Origin of the sequence: uncultured Aquimarina sp. (assembly GCF_947500065.1) — a bacterium.
Lineage (GTDB): Bacteria > Bacteroidota > Bacteroidia > Flavobacteriales > Flavobacteriaceae > Aquimarina.
The window spans coordinates 730,295-749,432 of record NZ_CANMQT010000002.1 but is presented as its reverse complement, the minus strand read 5'-3'; the positions used below and the strand labels follow the sequence as shown (position 1 = coordinate 749,432).

Below are 19,138 nucleotides of genomic sequence, written 5' to 3'. Positions count from 1 at the left end.
TTATTCAATGTCTATAATGGTATAGATCATATGGATCAGATTTATTGTAAGCCCCCTTTTTAAGCTATTGGACCATAGCGGTCTCCTGTTCCCGTAATTGGCTGTTTTTTGTTTATTACAGTATTCATAATTATTTGATTTTAATAGTATAAACATTGATGTATCCTGCGGGTAGACAGTTTTTTTTGTACATACCTATCCAGGGTCACTATATACAGGTATATAGCAAGGGATACGTATACAATATCTCTTTAGGATTTGTTCGTAGGGAATGTTATTTTAAAACAACTGGGAAAAAGGTAATTGTTAATCGGTGTTTTAAAAGTACATAATCGTACGTTGTTTGATACTCCAAATTTATAGGGTATTTATGCTTGATTGCAAATGTTCATAGCTGAGATTTATAAATTTAGAGCTGAGATTTATAAATTTAAAGTTCCTTAAAACTATTAATTCTAAAAACATTAAAAAGTTGTATTTTCGCAGCAATCCTACCATACATAGTATTTAAGCTTTTATCTAATTAACTCAATATCACTTTGAAAACTAACAACGAGATAAAAATTTTGTTTTCGCTTACATTTTCATTTTTTTGCTTGTTTATGTATGCGCAACAAGACACTTTTACGGATTCTTTGGGGGGGATTTCTCAAAATCAACAACAAATTAAGGAGGAATCCGATGAGATTAAAAAGACAAATCTTGCCAATGCCTATATTGATACGATTAAGTCTACTAATGATGTAATAGTGCTTGCTGATGCCTATCATTTTTTATCAGAATCTTTTACACATTCTGAAACTGCTGTTGCTTACGCGGATAGTATCATACAGATCACTAAAGATGTAAAGGATATTAAATATCCAGCAGAAGGCTATCTGCAAAAGGGAATTCAGCTGTATTATATCGCAGATCATGATGGCGCATTAGAAAATTATCTAAAAGCCAATGAATACTATAGCAAACAAAAAAACGACTTTAAGCAGCTAGTGATAAAACACTATATCGGGCTGCTTAAGAATAATATTAATGAAAGTGGTGAGGCGTTTTTGATTTTCAAAAAGAATATGAGGTTTTTTGAAAAGACAGGAAATCAAGAAAATCATAAAGAGCAATACCTTAAATCATTATATGCACTTTCAAACGCTTATATTCTTTCAAATAAACCTGATTCTGCTATAGTTTGGAGCAAAACAGGAATTAATGCTAGTTTAAAAACAGAAGATCATTTTTTATATCCTTATTTTTTATTTTCATCAGGAAGTGCAGAAGTGTTGAAAAAGAATTACCCCCAAGCTTTAGATAGCTTAATCAAAGGAAGCTCTTTGATTTTAAGTAAAAAGAAATCTCTTTGCACTACATATTTGAATATAAGTGAGGTTTATGATTCTTTAAATAATACATCAAAGTCATTGCAATATCTTTACAAGGTGGATTCTATTTATAAAAAAGAACCTCAAGTGATTTATAAGGTGAGAAATGCCTATGAGATTTTATTGAAAAAATATCAGGATGATGGAAATACGGATAAACAATTAGAAATAATTAAAAAATTATTAGCTGTCAATAATATCATAAAAAAACGCCCTCAAAATCTAAGTAGAAAAATTGTAGAACACTATGACACACCTAAGTTACTCTATGAGAAAGAAAAATTAATTAAGGAACTTGAGAAAGAAAAAAGTTTGGGGACATACACTAGTGTCTTTTTAGGATTGCTTTCCATAGGCTTAGTACTTGGCGTTATTTATTTTGCGAGGAAAAATGTTGTAAACAAAAACCGTTTTAAAGCATTATTGGCCAACCATCAAACTTCTGAAAAGAGTGCTGATACGATTGTGGATCCCGAAAAGGGTGCGGTTATAAAAGAGATTGATATAAAAGATGCTGACGAAAAAACAATTGACCTTCCTGATGATGTAGTCAATACGATATTAACTCGTTTAGATCGTTTTGAAGCTTCCAAAAAATTTGTACAAAAGCAATATACATTAAGTTCTTTGGCAAAAGAATTGAATACCAACAGTGCCTATTTATCAAAAATTATCAATGCGAAGAGAAAAACCTCATTTGCACACTATATGAATAATTTAAGAATTGATTATGCAGTGACAAAGCTTAAAGAAGATACAAAGTTACGATCATATACCATTAAAGCTATCGCCAATGAGTTTGGTTTTAATACGGCACAGTCTTTTTCAAACGCGTTTTATAAGAAAACAGGTATATATCCATCCTTCTTTTTAAAACAATTGCATAGGCATCTTAATGGTTGATTTATCTAGGTTTTTTATAGTTTTAAATAGGTTTGAATTTATAAATTCAAGCAATAATGAGATTTATTTTGTTCATTTTAATTGTAGTTTTGGGCTTACACAAATCATTAAATTTTTAAAACTTAAACAAATGAAAAAAGAGAGCAACAAACTGCAATTACACAAGATTAAAATCACCAAACTAAATAATTTAAGATCCATTGTTGGTGGTACTAGTTATTATATGGATGATGATGATGATGATGATAATTCATCAGATACTCAAACTAAACAGATGGCATAATCATAATTTATACATACACCATTTGTTTACAAAGTAGTAAACAAATGGTGTTTAATTAATCATATTAATGAAAACTAAATTAGGGCTACTCATACTTTTGATTCTTACTACCCAATGTAAACAAACAGAAAAAGCAAATACTTTGAAAATGTCCCAAGTGGTGGATACTTATTTTGGTGAAAAAATTGAAGATCCTTATCGATGGCTCGAAAACCTAGAGGATTCTACAACCATCAGCTGGTTAAAAGATCAAAAAAAAGTAGCTGACCTAGCTTTTGCCGCAAACCCTGGTTTTGATACCATTTTTAATGCTATTAAGAGCCATAAGAAAAAAGAGCAATCATTTATCTCCAAAATAAAAATAACTGATCAGGATCAATACTTTTACCTAAAGCGATTACCCATTGAAAAAATAGCGAAACTATATAAAAGAAATACATTTTCTGATGTAGAAGAACTGTTATACGATCCGGCAGCCTATCAATCTTCTTCTTCTTCTTCTTCTTCTCAATCGTATGTGATCAATTATATCCAACCCAGTTGGGACTTAAAAAAATTGGTAATTGGCTTGACCAAAAACGATGAAGAGTATTCAGAACTTGTGGTGTTGGATATCGCTTCAAAAAAAATAATTTCTGGTGTAGCAAAAAACGCATTACCTAACAGTTTAGGAGGTATAGAATGGTTGCCAGACAATAATGGCTTTATATATACGCATACTCCTGTTATTGATCCAAAAAATGAAAATTATGGTTTAAATCGAAAAATAAAAACATATCGTTTAAATAAAAAATCCAAAGATCAAGAGGTTTTTTTCTCTGAAAAAATAAACTCTGGAGATTCTCCCATCACTTATTTTACGAATAAAAATAACCCTTTTGTTCTTTTAGCTATTGCTAATGTAAGCTCATATCGAGATACCTATTATAAAAAAATTGAAAATCTATCTGATGAAAAGTTAAGCTGGAAAAAACTTTATGGGAAGGAAGATAAGATTCGTCAATTTTTCCTGTTTGGCAATGATTTTTATTATCGTACCTCAAAAGACGCTTCTAATTTTAAAATCTGTAAAACGGATCTAAGTAGCCCGGATTTTAATAATCCTGAAGTATTGGTGGATGAAACCAAGGACATGGTCATCTCAGATTTTGCAGTAACAAGTGATGGTATTTATGTTGTTAAAACTAAAAATGGGGTTGAAGCCAAATTGTATTTTCAAGGCCATACCGATAAAGAAAATAGAGAAATAGTGCTTCCTAGAGCCTCTGGACATATCAACATATCTTCTAAAGGAAAAGAATACGCTGCTATATGGATGACTATCGAAGGATGGACTAATTATAAAGAAACCTATTTGTTTGATCTAAATAAGAACGAATTTACTTCCAGAAACCTGGCACCGATAACCAAGTATGATTTCTTAGATGATGTCATTGTCGAAGAAATAGAAGTGCCTTCTCACGATGGAGTGATGGTCCCTCTATCAATTATCTATAAAAAAAGAACCCAATTGAACGGGCAAAATCGAATGCTAATCAATGCCTATGGGGCTTATAAATGGTCTAACTCTCCTTATCTATATGATTATTTATTATACTGGCTCCAAGAAGGTGGGATCTATGTCACGGCACATGTGCGTGGAGGTGGAGAAAAAGGAAACGATTGGCATTTAGGAGGATATAAAACAACCAAACCTAATTCCTGGAAAGACTTAATCGCGTGTACTGAATTCTTAATCGATAAAAAATATACGACTAACAATAAAACAGCATTATGGGGAGCCAGCGCTGGAGGAGTTACTATTGGCCGTGCCATTACAGAAAGACCGGATCTTTTTAAAACTGCATTTATCAGAGCAGGTATATTAAACACTTTGCGTCGTGAATTTGGTCCTAATGGGAAGAGCAATACAAAAGAATATGGAACCGTAAAAGATTCTATTGAATTCATGGGCTTATTAGCAATGGATGCCTACCATCATATTAAAAATGAGGTTCAATATCCATCATTGTATCTTACAGCGGGGATGAAGGACTCTCGAGTATCTCCGTCTCAACCCGCTAAATTTGCTGCAAAAATTGTAAATGAAGGTCATGCTGATAACCTGATTTTATTTGATACAGATTTTGAAGGCGGACATGGTTTTGAAACTGCACCAGATAAAAGAGAAAAAGAACTCGCAAAAGTGATGACCTTTTTATTATGGCAGACCGGACATCCGGATTATCAGCCTGAATAGTATAAAACGGGTTTAATACCTGATTAATTATTTTATACATACCAATAAGGCTTATTTTAAAAAAAAATTAAGCTTTGATGGTATTTAAATCATTATGTATAGAATCTTCTCTTAAAAACCACATGATTGCACTAAGCAGTGCAATCATATGGTTTTCTGGTTTTTTATATGAGCGGGAACATCGTATATTACTTTTAAATTAGGGTATACCTTATGGAGAAATTTAGTTGCTTTCTTCTATCTGATATGTATTATCATCAATATTTAGCTCAATTAATAACCTCTTAGGGTCTATTACTGCTTCAACAGGAAGCTGATCTACTTCAAAAGTAAAGTTCATTTCTTCTTGATCAATCAAAACGCGTTTAGAAATTAAAAGCTTGTTATTATCTTCAGAAAACAAACCTATATCTACCCAGTTATATGGATTGACTTTATGTTCTTTACCCAGACTATCAATTTTTATTTTTGAGGCATTGATGGATATGTTTACTTCATAGTTCCCTGTATCTAAGGTTGTATAAGTAGCCTTTTTTATGCGATACTCATATAAGGTAATTTCTTTAAACCAATCTGTTAGAAGAAATTGTAAATGATTTGGGATTTTTGGTTTTAAATATGTGATGAAATCTAAGGTAGTTGGATAAGGTGCTTCTTTATATTTATAAGCATTTAAAAATTCCTTTAAAGCTTCATTTACCTTTTCTTCGCCTATATAATCTTGCAATGCATACAAAACTAAACTTCCTTTACCGTAATGAATATATCCTTGATCTTTAACTTTTATCAGTGGTACTTCTTTTTGTGTTTCATTACTTCTGCCGGTTAAATATCTTTCGAAATCGTACGCTAAAAGTTTTTTCATTTTCAAATCATCTTTTAGCTCATTTTTCATCACCATTAGCGCTGCATATTCCGAAAAACTTTCGGATAACATAGTAGCTCCCTCTACATTAGCGCCAATCACTTGGTGTGCCCAATACTGATGTGCCATTTCATGTGCAATAATTGAATAAATAACATTATTGTCGTTTTTGTTGGTGAGATTAGTAATAAAGCCTCCTCCTTCTGTATAAGGCATTGTTCCCGGAAACGCTTGAGCAAAATTGTAGTATTTCGGTATTTCAACAATCCTTGCTTGTTTATGAAAATAAGGTCCGAAGTTCTCGATGTAATAATTCAATGATTTTTCTACCGCATCTTGCATCATACTAACATTATAGTGATGCGCTTTGTGATAGTATACTTCTATATCAATATCATTCCATTTTTTCTTAGCAACCTCATATCTTGCTGACATAAAATTGGTAAAATTTATGGATTGATGATCATTTTTATATTTAAAATATACTCTTCTGTCGGTAGCCCATTTTTTAAGTAAAGAACCCGGTGAAATAGCTATTTGATTATCCGCAGTCGAAATAATGGTTTCTATATCGACCCAATCAGATGCTTTTCTGGTGATATAGTTTTCTTTTAGGTTTTCAGCGTCTTTTTCTTCTAATGTAGTTGTTGGCTTTCGTGGTTTTAATCCAGCTTTTTTACGATCTATTTCATTCATTAACTCATTATAAGGTTCGTATCCTGTGGATGGTAATATATGCGTAGAATCAAAGAAAGTACCGTTTTCTACAACTCTGATATTAGAGATTTCATTCTCAAATCCTTGACTTATATATTCTGTATCCACAATAATATCCATTGTTGAATTTGGAGCTAGAGGAGTCTCTAGTTTAAAAATTTGATACCCTAATTCTTCGTCATTTAGTACTAGTTTTGAATTAGGAATGCTAATTTTTTTTATCCAATTTGACTTCTGTAATCCGACGTTTTCATTTCCTTCTCTCAGGAAATAAAACAATGAATAATGAAGAGAATCGATAGGAGAATTACTTTTGTTTTCGATCGTTACAATTGATTTAGAAATTATATTTCTTTCATTTGGATAAATATCAACATTATACTGTATCGCCACTGTTTTTGGCTGCATGACGTGTTCATACTTTTTATATTTTTTTTCGTAAGATTCTTGCATTTTTTTAATCTCAATAGAAGTGTGATACGTATTAAGAACTTGGGTGTTGTAATATGTAAAACTGGCTGTTAGCCCAAATAAGAATGCGCAAATAAAGAATGTAAGAGCGTATTTTTTAGTAATGTGTTTTTTAGCAGATGTAAATCTGTTTTTGATTCCTTTTATAGAGCCTCTGATCCAAAATAAGCTTGCAATGGTAACTAATAGGAGTCCAAACAGAATCCAATATATATTAAACCAGTTTGTGGCGGTTAAGACCCTACTAAATCCATTCATGTCAGAATATGTATAGCTTGGCGAAAACCCAAGATTTACCATGTAGGATTTAATACCGAGAATATCAATAACTAAAAATTCAATTAAAAAAATGAGTAATATGGATACAAAATACGCCAGATACTTGCTGTTTATAAAGATTTGAAGACTTATTAGTATGCATGACCAAATAACGTATGTTGGTAACCCGGCATATAAAAAATCTTGTAGATAAATACCTATTTCTGGATTTGTGTATCCATTGAATAGTTGATATACAATAGAGGTTATAATTAGGAAGATATCGAACAGAAGACAAATCGTAATTAGTGAACTAATTTTAGCTAAAAGAATGGTTAATGAGATGTGAGGTGTGCTATCAATTACTTCATTAATACTGTTTTTTCTTTCTCTCCAGACCAGTTCACCACTAAAAAAGACCAGTATTATCATCCCCATTATTGTACTAATAGGTCGATTGAAAGCCAACATTTTGCTGGTTACATGATAGGATTGTAATCCATAATATTCAAATCCGTTTATTAGTTTATTTATTAATATAAGCACACCAAAAAAGAGTACTATTTTGAAGGTATTGCTTTTTAAAATGGTGTAAAGGTTACTCTTAAAAAAACTAACAAATTGTAACCAGGATGTATTAAAATTAAAGCTGCTATTTATTTTAGGAAGGTAAAATATTTGTGTTGATTCATTATTAGTAGATCTCTTATTTGATTTTTTGATTTTTTGTTGTTTTTGAACAAATGAAAAAGAAAAATAAGAAATCATTAGCGTTCCTATTCCTATACTTACCCAAAGCAATCTATTAATGAGTAACCATCCAGAAAAAGACACCACTTCAGTATTTTTCTCAATTGGAGTAAAGTATTTGGTATCTATCGTATAGGCTCTTAATCCAATTACATCGGTTAATGCAGCTAAACCTTCTGTACTAATATCATTTATGAATGTACCAGAGATTAAATAGAAAACTATGATGATAATGGTCGCAATAAATGAAATGATGGTACTTTTCCATTTGTTAGCAATAGCAAAAATTATTGCACCAGAAACAAACATATTAGGTAAAACAAACAACAAGAAGTTATTGATAAATATTTTGGGTTGTAAGACGCTAATTGTTTTAGCGTTTTCAATTCCTGCTTCCAGGCTTATTTCGGTACCTATAGAGAATCCTAAAAACACGCCTAATAAAGGTGTAGTTGCTAAAAACAAACTGCCAAAAAATCTACCAAAATAATAACTTGCTTTATTTATGGATGTGCTGAATAAGATCCCGGAGAAATTGTTTTGATAATCTTTTAAGGCTGCATTGTTAAAATATGCCGTGGCAATTAGTAGGGCTATAATACATAAGTTGGCGGTATACATACTAACGACATATGGAGCATTTTTAAAAACGTTCCCCGTAGCACCGCCAAAAGTAATATCTAAATTAACTGTACCAGCAGCCGATATAATAGTAAAAATTGCTAAAAATATATAAATCATAGGTCTTTTAAGACCTGTTACGATTTCCTTTAAAAAGAATGTTCTAAACATAATTGTAGAATTTTTAGTTAATGGTGGAATTGATCTTTGCAAAAAACACATCCTCTAATGTTGGGTTTACTTGCTGAAAACCTTCAGAAGGTTTTTCATCACTCAATACATGGATTAAGGGATTACCTCCAACCATTTTATTTGAAATCACTGTATGCGTATTATTGTAGCTTTCTAGTTCATTGCGATTAATGAGCTTTTGCCAAACCTTATTATTTAGTTCGTCTATAACGTGCTGAGGTTTGCCTTTACAAATTATTTTACCATAATTCATTATTGCCATATTCTGGCATAACTCTCTAACGTCTTCTACAATATGAGTGGATAGTATAACAATTACATCATTGGCAACATCTGCTAAAAGATTATGAAATCTATTTCTTTCTCCTGGATCCAAACCAGCAGTTGGTTCATCAACAATAATTAATTTTGGAGTGCCAATTAATGCCTGAGCGATACCTATTCTTTGCTTCATTCCTCCAGAAAAACCTTTCACTTCTTTATTACGCTTATCATATAGATTTACTTTTTGTAATAAATAGTTTACTAGTTCCTTTCGTTCTTTTTTTATAGATATACCTTTTAATATTGCCATATGATCCAACAACTGTTTTGCTGTAATTTTTGGATAAACACCAAACTCTTGCGGCAAATACCCTAAAACTTTTCTTAGTGCTATTGGGTTTTTTATAATATCTACTTCTCCTAAAAAAGCTGAACCACTATCAACTTCTTGTAATGTAGATAGGGTTCTCATTAGTGAAGATTTTCCTGCTCCATTGGGGCCTAATAGACCAAACATACCTGTAGATATCTCCAGTGAAAGATTATCTAAAGCTTTGACTCCATTAGCATATGTTTTATTTAAATCATTGAGTATTAGATTCATTTTTGTTCTATTTTAATTATGGAACAAATAAATTCTAATTGTTAACGTCTTACTATTTAATTTATCGAACTCACCTTTTTAAGTAGGTAGAAGACGATAAATCATCAATAAACTGAGTTCATTAACGAAAGCTATAAATTCATTGATGGTTTTTGGCTTTTCATTGATTTGAATAGGTTCTTCATCTGATGAATTCTATTTTTGCTATATGATTACGATAAATAAGAAGCGTTTTGTGATACATCTCATTATATTATTGAGTATTGCAATAGTGTTATCCATAATTATGGTTTTCTTTTCGAAAGAAAATCTTTCACTTGATTCTTTGCCAGAATTTTTTCTACAAACTTCTTCAAGTATTTTTCTTTTGATAGCACCTCCTATTTATTTCAATATTTATTGGTTGATACCTAACTTTCTTGTTAAGAAAAAATACCTTGTTTATGGAGTTATAGTTATCGTTTTGGTTGTCGTTTGGGGATATGTTTTAGGTTTTGGAGAGCCTTGGATAGATAGAAATTGGTTTAATAAAGCTGATGAAAAACCTAATTATGGAGTAGGTGTTATAGGTACTGTCTTATTGTTAATCATTACGACATTATTACATATCGCTTATCGCTGGTTTATACAATTGTCTACAATAAAACAAATAGAGAATGATCAATTGCATTTAGAATTATCGTCTTTAAAAAATCAAATTAATCCACATTTCTTTTTTAATACACTGAATAATTTATATGCGTTGTCTTTAGAAAAATCAGATCAAACACCTTCTGTTATTTTGAAGTTGTCAGAAATGATGCGTTATACAATTTATGATTGCAAAGAACAAGAAGTCTCTATAGGAGGAGAACTAACTTATATTGAAAACTTTATTGCTTTACAAAAAGTGAGGCATCATAAAAGAGGAGTAATTACTTTAAAAAATCAAATTAGTAATGCGAATATTAAGATTGCTCCCATGATCTTAATTGTGTTCGTTGAAAATGCCTTTAAGCACGGTTTTGATTTATTGGATAAAAAAGCATTTATTAATGTAAGCTTAAAAAATGATGATGATACGCTTCATTTTTACATCGAAAATAATTTTAATAATTCTATTGAAGAACAAAAAAAGGGGATAGGTCTTGAAAATGTAAAGAGAAGGCTTGCATTAATCTATCCCAATACTCACGAGCTTAAAATTGTTAAAAACGAAAAACTATTTAGTGTAGACCTAAAACTATATTTATAATGAAATGTTTAATAGTAGATGATGAACCATTAGCTCATAGAGTAATTAATAATTACTGCGATAATCTTTCATTTTTAGACATTGCAAAAGAATGTTATTCGGCTTTTGAAGCCATTGATTATTTAAATGAAAATCAAGTTGATTTAATATTTTTGGATATAAATATGCCAAAATTAAAAGGGTTGGAATTTTTAAGAACCTTAAATAATCCTCCTTTGATTATTATTACTTCTGCATATCAAGAATATGCCATGGAAGGGTATGAACTAGCTATTCAGGATTATTTACTTAAGCCTTTTAGTTTTGAACGGTTTTTAAAAGCTGTTAATAAAGCTGTTCAACAAAAAAAATTACTGGAGGCTTCTAAAAATAGAAGAGAACTGGAGAGTGCAACCAAATCTTCGTCCAGCCAAACCTCTTCGTCTATTAGTGATCATCAAGAAAGTATTTTTATCAAAGGAGATAAGAAGACACATCAAGTAAAATTAGACGCTATTTTATACTTGGAGAGTATTGGTAGTTATGTGAAAATTTATGTAAAGGATAAAACTATTGTTTCCTTAGATAGGTTGACGAATTTTGAAAATAGACTTCCTGAAAATCTTTTTATAAGAATTCATCGTTCTTATATAATTGCTACAAGAAAAATTGATTTTATCGAGGGTAATCGTATAAAAATTAATGATATCTATATTCCAGTAGGGAGTGTTTATAAACAAAATTTAACCAAGTTTTTAAAATAGACTTGATTTGTTTCGTTGTATTAAACAAAAAAAGCCCTAGTTTTCACTAAGGCTTTTCGGTGGTCCCACTTGGGCTCGAACCAAGGACCCCCTGATTATGAGTCAGGTGCTCTAACCAGCTGAGCTATGGGACCTAATTATATTTATTTTTTAACCACTGTTTTCCATATCCACTTTTTAGATATTTTTCTCTTTTACGAGCAGTGATCCTATCGGGGTATGTTTCTTTATGGATTATTATCCAAGGTTGATACCCTTTTGTGCTTTTTGTTTTTCTAGAATTATGTTCTAATAAACGCCTATCAATATCTTCAGACATTCCTACATAAAAACGATTATCCTTTAAACTTTTAAGAACGTAAACATACATAAAAATATGTTTTTATTACTCTAAATCCAATTCCTGATTATGAGTCAGATGCTCCCTGCCTGCCATTACCGCCAGGTAGGCTGGTAACCAGCTGAGCTATGGGACCTAAAACGGAGGGCAAATTTAAGTAATTGCTTCAAACACGCCAAACATTTTTATGATTTAATTTATCTCCTGACAAAGCTCTACTAAAACACCATTCGTAGTTTTGGGATGTACAAATGCAACCAGCTTATTATCAGCTCCTTTTTTAGGGGTTTTGTTGATCAATTGAAAACCTTCTTTTTCTAATCTTTCTAATTCTTTTTCGATATCATCTACATCAAAAGCAATATGATGTATGCCTTCTCCTTTTTTTGAAATAAATTTTCCTATAGGACCATCTTCTTTGGTACTGGCCACCAGTTCTATTTTATTCTCGCCTATCCTGAAAAATGAAGTGATTACTGACTCACTTTCTACAACTTCTTGTTTGTATGGAGGAATACCTAGTAGTTGTTCATATAATGTATTGGCTTGATCAATATCTTTTACGGCAATACCTATGTGTTCTATTTTATTAATATGATTCATCTGTTTGTTTTATTCTTTTTTATTGTCAGATGTAATTTGCCATGAATCATTCTGGAAGGTATAAACCTAATTTCTATGGCTCATTTCATGAGATGTTGTTATAACTGAGAAGTAAAAGTACAAAATAGCGATAAGTAAAGGTTTTTATAACAAAAGAAAATAATGATATCATTTGTTATTTGAATTTAATGGAAAAGAAAATTACTATTTCTTCTTCGCTAAAGCGAAAAAAGCATGTTTTATCCTAGTAAATGCTAAGGATAAATGGTATAACTCGCATAATTACCTATTTTTGCAGTCATGGAAACAAACAGACAGAAAAAAATAGGTGGAGTATTGCAGCGTGATGTCGCGGATGTAATACAACATGCATTGCGTGAAGCGGGAGTACAGGGGATTTTGGTTTCTGTTACCAAGGTAAGTGTAACTACAGATTTGTCAATAGCAAAAGTATATATGAGTGTTTTTCCTCATAATGAAGGAGAAAAAGTATTGAATGAGGTAAATGCAGTAAAGTCGCAAATCAAACATCAGGTAGCGCAGCGTACTAGAAATCAACTTCGTCGTATGCCTGAATTATCTTATTATATAGATGATTCTCTTGAGTATATAGATAATATAGATAAGGCAATAAAAGGAAAAGAAAACCCATTAGAAAACCCTGATTTATTGCCAAAGCGCAAGAAGAAGTAAGATTTTATAGTGTTTGAAAAATAATAAGGAGATCATAAACCTTTATTCTATTATCTTTATTCAAAAATTAAATTTATTTAGACTCGGTATTTTAACGATTTGAAATTTTCATACTACATCGCTAAGCGTTATTTATTTTCTCCTGGTAGCAGTAATGCAATAAACATTATTACTGGTATTGCAGCTGCTGGCGTAGTTATAGGTGCGATGGCATTATTTTTAGTGTTATGTGGTTTTGCAGGGTTAAAAGACTTTAGTCTTCAGTTTTCTTCTTATTTTGATCCCGATCTAAAGATTTTTCCTTCAAGTGGAAAAACATTTGTTTTTACCGATGCTCAAAAAGAGAAATTATCTTCTATAGAAGGAGTTGTTAATTTTTCCGAAATTATAGAAGAACGTGTATTTCTGGAATTTAAAGACAAACAAAAAACAGGTTTTATAAAAGGTGTAGATGCTAATTATAAAAAAGTCATCCAAACTGATAGTATCGTATTTGCAGGAGAATGGTTGACGGGTAATGATGCTCAAGTAGTTGCTGGTTATGGAATTAGTAGAGAATTGGGTATGGGTGTAGAACAGATTTACACTAATTTCTTAAATATATATGTTCCAAAACCTGGAAAAGGAATTCCTAGAGATCCCTCCAAGGCTTTTAGGAAAAAAACAGCGGTTAATACCGGTATATATACGGTAAATGAAGATCTAGATAAAAAATATGTCTTTTCGACTATAGGATTAGCAAGGGATTTATTAAAATTACCTAAGGATGAAATAACTCATGTAGAACTTAAATTATCTCCAGGTGTAGATGAAAAAGCTGTTGAGAAAGATATACTAGCCCTTTTTGAGAATCAGGTAATTATTAAAAATAGAATACAGCTTAATGACACCTTATATAAAATGCTAAATACCGAGAATTTAGCGTCCTACTTGGTGATAACATTGATAGCAATCATTGCATTGTTTAATGTAGCCGGAGCAATTATTATGATGATAATTGATAAAAAGAATAATATCAAAACACTAAATAATCTAGGTGCGACTTTACCAAAAATTAGAAAAATATTTTTGTTTCAGGGATCATTGATGACCATTTTAGGAGCATTATTAGGTCTTCTTTTAGGTTTTATACTGATTGTATGTCAACAGCAGTTTGGATTATTAATGATCACCCCTTCTTTACCTTATCCTACTAAGATTACCGTAACTAGTTTTGTGATAGTGTTTTTTACAATTACTGTTATTGGTATTGTAGCTTCCTTGCTAGCGTCCAGTAGAATTAATCAGAAGTTAGTGAACTATTAATCAGGGTAGCATTTATACAAATTCAAATCCACTGAACTTTTCCTGAATCTCATTAAAAGTACTAAAGACATCTATAGAATGATCGCTTGTTACCATTTTCATGCGATACTCTTTAAAGTGAGGAATTCCTTTGAAGTAATTGGTGTAATGTCTACGTGTTTCGAAAACACCAAGTTTTTCTCCTTTCCAGTCAATAGCCATTTCTAAGTGTCTACGTGCAGCAATAACGCGTTCTTCTATGGTTGGAGGTGGTAGGTGTTCTCCCGTTTCAAAAAAGTGTTTTACTTCTTTAAAAAACCAAGGATATCCAATACTCGCACGTCCGATCATAGCACCATCTAGACCATATTCGTCACGCATTTCCATAGCACGCTCAGGGCTGTCTACATCACCATTGCCAAAAACAGGAATATGCATTCTCTGATTATTTTTTACAGCTGCGATAGGTTTCCAATCGGCATTACCTTTATACATTTGTGCTCGTGTACGACCATGAATAGCTATCGCTTTGGCACCAACATCCTGTAATCGTTCGGCAACTTCCACAATTTTTATAGAATTATCATCCCAACCCAATCTGGTTTTCACAGTTACAGGCAATTTAGTGTGTTCTACCATGGCCTTGGTCAAAGAAACCATAAGATCGATATCTTTTAGAATACCTGCTCCTGCACCTTTACTGACTACTTTTTTTACCGGACAACCAAAATTTATATCGATAATATCAGGGCCAGATGCTTCTACAATTTCTACAGATTTTAGCATAGAATCTAGGTTAGCACCAAAAATTTGGATCCCTACAGGCCGTTCTTTTTCATAAATATCTAACTTCATAACACTTTTTGCCGCATCCCGAATAAGTCCTTCACTGGAGATAAATTCTGTATATACAACATCGGCACCTTGTTCTTTACACAGGGCACGAAAAGGTGGATCACTCACATCTTCCATAGGTGCTAATAACAATGGAAATTCTCCTACATTTATGTCTCCAATCTTTGCCACAATCTCTGTTTGTTTGGTTATTTGTTATTTAAAGATGAGGCAAAAGTACGAATTATAAGGAATCTTCACGTTCTAAAACCTAACTGGTCTAAAAATGCTTGGATAGATGATATAAACCTTTTAAAATCGATTATATTTGCAAGTCATTACAGTAGTGGAAACTGCGTGAGGGATTGTAGAGGAAATCCCGCAGCCTGACAAAGGAAGTGCGAGGAATTGAAACGGAAAGCCCGACCCTTGTGGGTCACGCCCTAAAGAATAATTGAAGAGATAGCATGAAAAACATAAGAAACTTTTGCATTATTGCGCATATTGATCACGGTAAAAGTACGTTAGCAGATCGATTGTTGGATTTTACAGGATCGGTTACAGCTCGTGAGGCTCAAGCGCAATTATTGGATAGTATGGATCTAGAGCGTGAACGTGGTATTACGATCAAGAGTCACGCGATCCAGATGGAGTACACGTATAAAGGAGAGGAATATATTCTGAATCTTATCGACACTCCTGGACACGTAGATTTCTCTTATGAAGTTTCTCGTTCTATAGCTGCTTGTGAAGGTGCTTTGTTGATTGTAGATGCTGCACAAAGTATCCAGGCTCAGACAATTTCTAATTTGTATTTAGCATTAGAAAATGATTTAGAGATTATTCCTGTATTGAATAAAGTAGATTTGCCAAGTGCTAATCCTGAAGAAGTAACTGATGATATCGTGGATTTACTTGGGTGCGAGGCAGAGGAAGTAATTCCTGCGAGTGCAAAAACAGGGATTGGTATTGAAGAAATTCTTACGGCGATTATAGAAAGAGTTCCCGCTCCAAAAGGTAATCCTGATGAACCACTACAGGCATTGATTTTTGATTCGGTTTATAATTCTTTTAGAGGTGTTGAAACCTATTTTAAGGTGGTTAACGGTGAAATTAAAAAAGGTCAGCAGATTAAATTTGTTGCTACCGGAAAAGATTATTCTGCGGATGAGGTAGGAACATTGAAACTAAATCAAGTTCCGAGAAAGACTATTAAAACAGGAGATGTAGGATATCTAATTACAGGTATTAAGGATGCACGTGAGGTAAAAGTAGGTGATACTATTACAGATGCTAAAACGCCTACTCAGAATGCTATAGCAGGTTTTGAGGATGTAAAACCTATGGTATTTGCGGGTATTTATCCGGTAGATACTGAAGATTATGAGGAGCTTAGAGCTTCTATGGAAAAACTACAGCTTAATGATGCTTCTTTGGTTTTTGTACCAGAGAGTTCTGCAGCATTAGGATTTGGTTTCCGTTGTGGATTCTTAGGAATGTTACATATGGAAATCATCCAGGAACGATTGGAACGCGAGTTTAATATGACGGTTATTACAACAGTTCCAAACGTATCATATCATGCTTTTACCAATAAGAACCCTGATGATATTATCATTGTAAATAATCCGACTGATTTACCAGACCCTTCTTCTATGAATCGTGTAGAAGAACCTTATATAAAAGCAACTATTATTACCAAGTCAGATTTTGTAGGTTCAGTAATGTCTCTATGTATTGAAAAACGAGGTGAGATTACAAATCAGACCTATCTAACTACTGAGAGGGTGGAGTTGACCTTTGATATGCCACTAGCGGAGATCGTATTTGATTTTTATGATCGACTTAAAACAGTTTCTAAAGGATATGCTTCTTTTGATTATACGCCTATTGGATTGCGTCCTTCAAAACTAGTAAAAGTGGATATGTTGCTTAATGGAAATATAGTAGATGCATTATCTGCTTTACTGCATAAGGACAACGCTTACGGTATTGGTAAAAAGATCTGCGAAAAATTAAAAGAACTGATCCCAAGACAACAATTTGATATTCCAATCCAAGCTGCGATTGGTGCAAAGTTTATTGCTCGTGAAACAGTAAAAGCATTGCGTAAAGATGTTACAGCGAAATGTTATGGTGGTGATATCTCACGTAAGCGTAAGTTATTAGAAAAGCAGAAAAAAGGTAAAAAACGTATGCGTCAAGTAGGTAATGTAGAAATCCCTCAGGAAGCATTTATGGCAGTACTGAAATTGAATGACTAGTGTTAGCTTCTACAATCGTTAATAGGCAGTTAAGTTTTTGGTTAACTGTTAGTTAGTTTCTTATATTTAGATAATTATCCACCTGTTAAATTATCTAATCATGAGAAAATTCATCGTTATACTTTTATTAATTCCTTTTTTGTCAATTTCACAGAATATTAAAGGGGTTGTTTTAGATACTCAGAATGGAACCCCCTTAGGCGGTGTGAACGTTTATGTGAAAAATCAGAAAAGAGGAACTGTCACTAATCTTAAAGGTAAGTTTGTTTTACCATTGAATGACATAAATAATGATACTCTTTACTTTTCTTATTTGGGGTATAAAACAAAAGAAGTACCATATTCGGATATTAAAAAAAAGCGACTAACCATATATCTTACTCCGGATCCTGAAGAGCTTGGCAAAGTTGAAATTTACGCTGACCGAAAATTGAAACCCGTTTTAAAGTTTGAGATTCTTTCAAATATGAAAGAAACACTTTATGCATTTGGTTCGGTGTTGCAGGATAACAAAATCTATGTGTTGGGAGGAGATTTTTCTTCAAATGTAAATTCTCAAATTCAGGCTATCGATCTTGATCCCAGTTTAACACATCCAACTACACCTTTTTCTGAGTTTATAAGAAAATCCTTTTTCCGAAGTAGAAATTGGCAAGGTTATAAAGGAGATCTTATGGTTTATGATATTGATTCGGATGTCTGGAACGAATCTCGTATGGAATTTAGAAAAAGGGCGTATCATAATATCCACTTTTATAACGATAAAATATATGTTTTAGGAGGGAAGCAATTATCTGTTGGTAGGAAATACGAATATCTTGATTCTAAAATTGAAGTTTTTGATCTTAAAAATAATAAAATTTCTGTCGATCATACCAACCCACATGAGGCAGTTGATTTTGCTTCTTTTTTGTATAATAACCATCTTATCGTTATGGGTGGTTCTGTAAAAATAAATAAAAATGGTAAAAAGAGTTATTCCGATAAAATTCATAGTTATAATCTGAAAACCGGTCTCTGGTATGAATTAGGTAATATTCCTTTTTTAAACGAAATACAAGGGGTGCTTATAGATGATAAAATATATACGATTGAAATTTCTAATAATCATAATATGCCGTCAAAGTTACATACGTTCAATTTGACTACCGGTAAGTGGAAAAATATAGGAATTTTATCAAAGAATATTAAGAATCCAGCTATAACAAGTAGCGACCACGTGATTTACTTTTTTGAAAATGGAAAAATTTATACTCTGGATACTACTACTAACATCTTTAATGAATACCTTATTAATTTATATTTGCAAGGTGCCAAGATGTATCATCATAAGGAAAAGCTTTTGATCTTAGGAGGATATGAAGAGAGTCGGATTTCTAAAATACCATCTTCAAGATTATTTAGTATTGATGTAAATCAAATTGATGGAACAAGAATCAATTTGTATAGTCAATTGTGATTTAATTGAAAAAAGAGGTGTTTAAAAAAGTAGGAAAAAGATTATATTCAACTACACTTATGATGATTAAAATGCACTTTTAGCAGATTAAGTGTTGTTTTTTCGTTATTTTATATATATTTGTACTTGATATAGATCCCTAGA

At 32.1% G+C, this 19,138-nt stretch carries 14 protein-coding genes and 1 tRNA gene; 9 read left to right on the top strand and 6 right to left on the bottom strand.

The features are described 5' to 3' along the window. The first annotated feature begins 539 nt into the window (after positions 1 to 539). From Q0975_RS08720 to Q0975_RS08710, 3 genes are all read left to right on the top strand, one after another. Positions 540 to 2,276 (top strand): helix-turn-helix domain-containing protein, encoded by a 1,737-nt coding sequence (locus tag Q0975_RS08720; protein WP_299435366.1) that lies wholly within the window; start codon positions 540 to 542, stop codon positions 2,274 to 2,276. Positions 2,277 to 2,406: 130 nt separating this feature from the next. Next, on the top strand, positions 2,407 to 2,559 hold the full coding sequence (locus Q0975_RS08715) for a hypothetical protein (RefSeq protein WP_299435364.1): 153 nt from the start codon (positions 2,407 to 2,409) through the stop codon (positions 2,557 to 2,559). Positions 2,560 to 2,626: 67 nt separating this feature from the next. Continuing rightward, entirely contained in the window at positions 2,627 to 4,798 is a 2,172-nt protein-coding gene (locus Q0975_RS08710) for a prolyl oligopeptidase family serine peptidase (RefSeq protein WP_299435362.1), read from the top strand. A gap of 223 nt (positions 4,799 to 5,021) precedes the next feature. Here Q0975_RS08710 and Q0975_RS08705 read toward each other — a convergent pair whose 3' ends face one another. Further along, positions 5,022 to 8,651, bottom strand: a complete 3,630-nt coding sequence (locus Q0975_RS08705; protein WP_299435360.1) for a M1 family aminopeptidase — start codon at positions 8,649 to 8,651, stop codon at positions 5,022 to 5,024. A 13-nt stretch (positions 8,652 to 8,664) separates the two neighbouring features. Beyond that, entirely contained in the window at positions 8,665 to 9,540 is an 876-nt protein-coding gene (locus tag Q0975_RS08700) for an ABC transporter ATP-binding protein (protein ID WP_299435358.1), read from the bottom strand. Positions 9,541 to 9,748: 208 nt separating this feature from the next. Between Q0975_RS08700 and Q0975_RS08695 the strand changes: the two genes are divergently transcribed. Both Q0975_RS08695 and Q0975_RS08690 read left to right on the top strand, forming a co-directional pair. Further along, entirely contained in the window at positions 9,749 to 10,774 is a 1,026-nt protein-coding gene (locus Q0975_RS08695) for a sensor histidine kinase (RefSeq protein ID WP_299435356.1), read from the top strand. Further along, positions 10,774 to 11,517: a LytTR family DNA-binding domain-containing protein gene (locus Q0975_RS08690; RefSeq protein ID WP_299435354.1), complete on the top strand. Its 744-nt coding sequence runs from the start codon at positions 10,774 to 10,776 to the stop codon at positions 11,515 to 11,517. The genes Q0975_RS08695 and Q0975_RS08690 overlap by 1 nt, the downstream gene beginning before the upstream one ends. A gap of 60 nt (positions 11,518 to 11,577) precedes the next feature. Here Q0975_RS08690 and Q0975_RS08685 read toward each other — a convergent pair. The 3 genes from Q0975_RS08685 to mce all read right to left on the bottom strand — a co-directional run bounded on the left by Q0975_RS08685 (position 11,578) and on the right by mce (position 12,451). Next, a tRNA-Ile gene (locus Q0975_RS08685) sits at positions 11,578 to 11,651 on the bottom strand. After that, entirely contained in the window at positions 11,651 to 11,887 is a 237-nt protein-coding gene (locus tag Q0975_RS08680; RefSeq protein WP_299435352.1) for a GIY-YIG nuclease family protein, read from the bottom strand. The genes Q0975_RS08685 and Q0975_RS08680 overlap by 1 nt, the downstream gene beginning before the upstream one ends. Positions 11,888 to 12,049: 162 nt before the next feature. Continuing rightward, complete coding sequence (gene mce / locus Q0975_RS08675; RefSeq protein WP_299435903.1) at positions 12,050 to 12,451, bottom strand: methylmalonyl-CoA epimerase; 402 nt, start codon at positions 12,449 to 12,451, stop codon at positions 12,050 to 12,052. A 309-nt stretch (positions 12,452 to 12,760) separates the two neighbouring features. Here mce and rbfA point away from each other — a divergent pair, with 309 nt between their 5' ends. Then, positions 12,761 to 13,153 carry a 30S ribosome-binding factor RbfA gene (gene rbfA, locus Q0975_RS08670; RefSeq protein WP_299435350.1) on the top strand — a complete coding sequence of 131 codons (393 nt, stop codon included), beginning with the start codon at positions 12,761 to 12,763 and terminating at the stop codon, positions 13,151 to 13,153. A 99-nt stretch (positions 13,154 to 13,252) separates the two neighbouring features. After that, on the top strand, positions 13,253 to 14,458 hold the full coding sequence (locus Q0975_RS08665) for an FtsX-like permease family protein (protein ID WP_299435348.1): 1,206 nt from the start codon (positions 13,253 to 13,255) through the stop codon (positions 14,456 to 14,458). Between the two features lie 12 nt (positions 14,459 to 14,470). Here Q0975_RS08665 and dusB read toward each other — a convergent pair whose 3' ends face one another. Continuing rightward, positions 14,471 to 15,463 (bottom strand): tRNA dihydrouridine synthase DusB, encoded by a 993-nt coding sequence (gene dusB / locus Q0975_RS08660; protein ID WP_299435346.1) that lies wholly within the window; start codon positions 15,461 to 15,463, stop codon positions 14,471 to 14,473. Positions 15,464 to 15,738: 275 nt separating this feature from the next. Here dusB and lepA point away from each other — a divergent pair, with 275 nt between their 5' ends. Together lepA and Q0975_RS08650 are read left to right on the top strand one after the other, a co-directional pair. Further along, complete coding sequence (lepA, locus tag Q0975_RS08655; protein ID WP_299435344.1) at positions 15,739 to 17,535, top strand: translation elongation factor 4; 1,797 nt, start codon at positions 15,739 to 15,741, stop codon at positions 17,533 to 17,535. 100 nt (positions 17,536 to 17,635) lie between these two features. After that, the gene (locus tag Q0975_RS08650; RefSeq protein ID WP_299435343.1) at positions 17,636 to 18,994 is read left to right on the top strand and encodes a carboxypeptidase-like regulatory domain-containing protein; all 1,359 of its coding nucleotides are present in this window, start codon (positions 17,636 to 17,638) and stop codon (positions 18,992 to 18,994) included. Positions 18,995 to 19,138: the final 144 nt, after the last annotated feature.

Excerpts from the sequence above, each read along its gene's own strand:
- Q0975_RS08705 (WP_299435360.1), bottom strand. The coding sequence starts at position 8,651 with ATGTTTAGAACATTCTTTTTAAAGGAAATCGTAACAGGTCTTAAAAGA.
- Q0975_RS08695 (WP_299435356.1), top strand. The coding sequence starts at position 9,749 with ATGATTACGATAAATAAGAAGCGTTTTGTGATACATCTCATTATATTA.
- Q0975_RS08710 (WP_299435362.1), top strand. The coding sequence starts at position 2,627 with ATGAAAACTAAATTAGGGCTACTCATACTTTTGATTCTTACTACCCAA.
- Q0975_RS08650 (WP_299435343.1), top strand. The coding sequence starts at position 17,636 with ATGAGAAAATTCATCGTTATACTTTTATTAATTCCTTTTTTGTCAATT.
- rbfA (WP_299435350.1), top strand. The coding sequence starts at position 12,761 with ATGGAAACAAACAGACAGAAAAAAATAGGTGGAGTATTGCAGCGTGAT.
- Q0975_RS08690 (WP_299435354.1), top strand. The coding sequence starts at position 10,774 with ATGAAATGTTTAATAGTAGATGATGAACCATTAGCTCATAGAGTAATT.
- Q0975_RS08700 (WP_299435358.1), bottom strand. The coding sequence starts at position 9,540 with ATGAATCTAATACTCAATGATTTAAATAAAACATATGCTAATGGAGTC.
- Q0975_RS08715 (WP_299435364.1), top strand. The coding sequence starts at position 2,407 with ATGAAAAAAGAGAGCAACAAACTGCAATTACACAAGATTAAAATCACC.
- Q0975_RS08680 (WP_299435352.1), bottom strand. The coding sequence starts at position 11,887 with ATGTATGTTTACGTTCTTAAAAGTTTAAAGGATAATCGTTTTTATGTA.
- lepA (WP_299435344.1), top strand. The coding sequence starts at position 15,739 with ATGAAAAACATAAGAAACTTTTGCATTATTGCGCATATTGATCACGGT.